The 1,947-nt window shown below is 62.0% G+C and carries 3 protein-coding genes; all 3 read right to left on the bottom strand.

The genetic code is table 11. From position 1 onward, the window contains the following. A partial coding sequence (locus tag NTW95_09045; protein ID MCX6557557.1) for a 4Fe-4S dicluster domain-containing protein occupies positions 1-343 on the bottom strand: 343 nt, incomplete at its 3' end. Then, positions 340-1,308 carry an NADH-quinone oxidoreductase subunit H gene (locus NTW95_09040; protein MCX6557556.1) on the bottom strand — a complete coding sequence of 323 codons (969 nt, stop codon included), beginning with the start codon at positions 1,306-1,308 and terminating at the stop codon, positions 340-342. The genes NTW95_09040 and NTW95_09045, both read right to left, overlap by 4 nt. Further along, on the bottom strand, positions 1,296-1,947 hold a 652-nt coding region (locus NTW95_09035; protein ID MCX6557555.1), incomplete at its 5' end, for an NADH dehydrogenase subunit. The genes NTW95_09040 and NTW95_09035, both read right to left, overlap by 13 nt.

The raw sequence follows: 1,947 nt of genomic DNA, 5'->3' as shown, positions 1-1,947 counted from the left end.
TCAGCTGATGGCGGTCCAACACGGCGAGTTCGAACTCGCCGTTCATGTGATAGGCCTTGGTCGGGCAGCAGTCGACGCACTGGGCGCAATGGATGCAGCGGTCGTTGTGCAGGATCATCTTGAATTTCTTCTCGGTTTCGGAGATGCGGATGATGTCGATGGCCTCGGCCGGGCAATCGCTGACGCAGATCATGCAGCCGATGCATTTGGCGGCGGTGCAGACCACATTGCCGCGGAAATCCTTGGGCACCGGGTCCTTTTCAAAAGGGTACTTGACCGTGACCGGTTTTTTGAAAAGACTGCGCAGCAGCTGCGGCAGGAACGGGGCTATTTTGATGCTCATGATAACTTCCCCTTGATGATGATGACGATGAAAAGCTGCAGCACGGCCAGCGGAGCCAGCCAGCGCCAGGAAAAGTTGATCATCTGGTCGATGCGGATGCGCGAGGTGGCGGCGCGCATGGCGGACAGCAAAAAAATGACGAAAAGGGTCTTGACAATGAACCAGGCCAGGCCCGGCAGCAGTCCGCCGGGGAAGCCGCCCAAAAACACGGCGGCGATCAGGCCGCTGCCGACGACCATTTCAATGTCGCCCAGCAGCCGGAAGAAAGCCAGCTTCTTGCCCGAGTACTCGGTGAACTGGCCGCCGACGATCTCGGTCTCGGCGTGGGGGATGTCGAACGGCACCCGTTCCAGCTTGGCTTGCAGCGCCACCAGGGCGATGAAAAAGCCGATCAGATTGACCAGCAACAGCAGCGGCTGCTTCTGGAAGAAGGCGGCGATCTCCAGGATGCGCCATGAGCCGGCGAGCACGGCCGGCGACAGCAGGGCGAGCAGCAGCGGGATTTCGTAGCCGAAAAGCATGGTCAGCACGCGCACGCCGCCGATGGTCGAGAAAAAGTTGCTCGAATGCCAGCCGGCCAGGAAGAAGATCAGCGTCGGCAGGGTCAGCAGGTAGGCGACGACGATCAGGTCGCCCTGGAAGGAGTTGAACGAGCTGGCCGTGCCGTAATGCCAGACCGGCAGGTACAGGGCGGCGGTGCAGACGATGGCCAGGGCGAATACCGGCAGCGCCGCGAACATGCGCTTGTCGGCCTTTTCCGGCACGATGTCCTCCTTGGCGCACAGCTTGATGATGTCGGCGACCGGCTGCAGGATGCCCGACCGCCCCGTGTGCAGCGGTCCGATGCGGTTTTGCATGCGCGCATAGAGCTTGCGGTCGAACCACTCGCAGAAGGTGGAGTAGAGCAGCAGGAAAAGCAGCCCCGGGTAGACCAGAATGTAGAGAATTGGCTTTAGAATGGCCATAATGCTTCCTTTTTCTTAAAATTGACGTTTTTATAGCGCTGATCCGCCATCTGCCGCAGCTGGCTGAAAGTGAGGACCTGGCTTTCGCCGTTGCGGGCGTCGTCCAGCTGCACCAGGCGCTCGGCGCAGCAGATGCAGGGGTCGATGGCAGCGAAGATCAGCGGGATGTCGGCGATGAAGCCGTCCTTGAGCATGGCGATGGTGGCCGGATAGTTGGCCAGCGTCGGGGCGCGCACTTTCAGGCGCTCCGGCTTGTCCGAGCCGTTGCTCTTGATGTAATGGACGTTCTCGCCGCGCGGCGCCTCGTAGCGCGAGAAGACCTCGTTCTCCTTCACCTTGCGCGGCGCCTTGACCTTGATCGGGCCGGCGGGCAGGTTCTTGAGGAGGAACTCGATGATGGCGTACGACTGCATCAACTCTTTCACCCGCACCACGGCCCGGCCCAGCACGTCGCAGCTGTCGGCGGTGCAGACCTCGAAGGGGATCTCGTCGTAGACGGCGTAGGGGTCGTCCTTGCGCACGTCCATGGGAACTCCCGAGGCGCGCAGAGTCGGCCCCACGGCGCAGAGGGCGATGGCCAGCTCCTTGCTCAGCTTGCCCACGCCGGCGAGCCTGCCGACGAACGTGGGCTCGGTGGCG

The sequence above is a fragment of the Candidatus Aminicenantes bacterium genome (assembly GCA_026393795.1).
In the GTDB taxonomy this organism is placed as follows: Bacteria; Acidobacteriota; Aminicenantia; order UBA2199; family UBA2199; genus UBA2199.
This window is presented reverse-complemented; position numbering and strand designations above follow the sequence as displayed.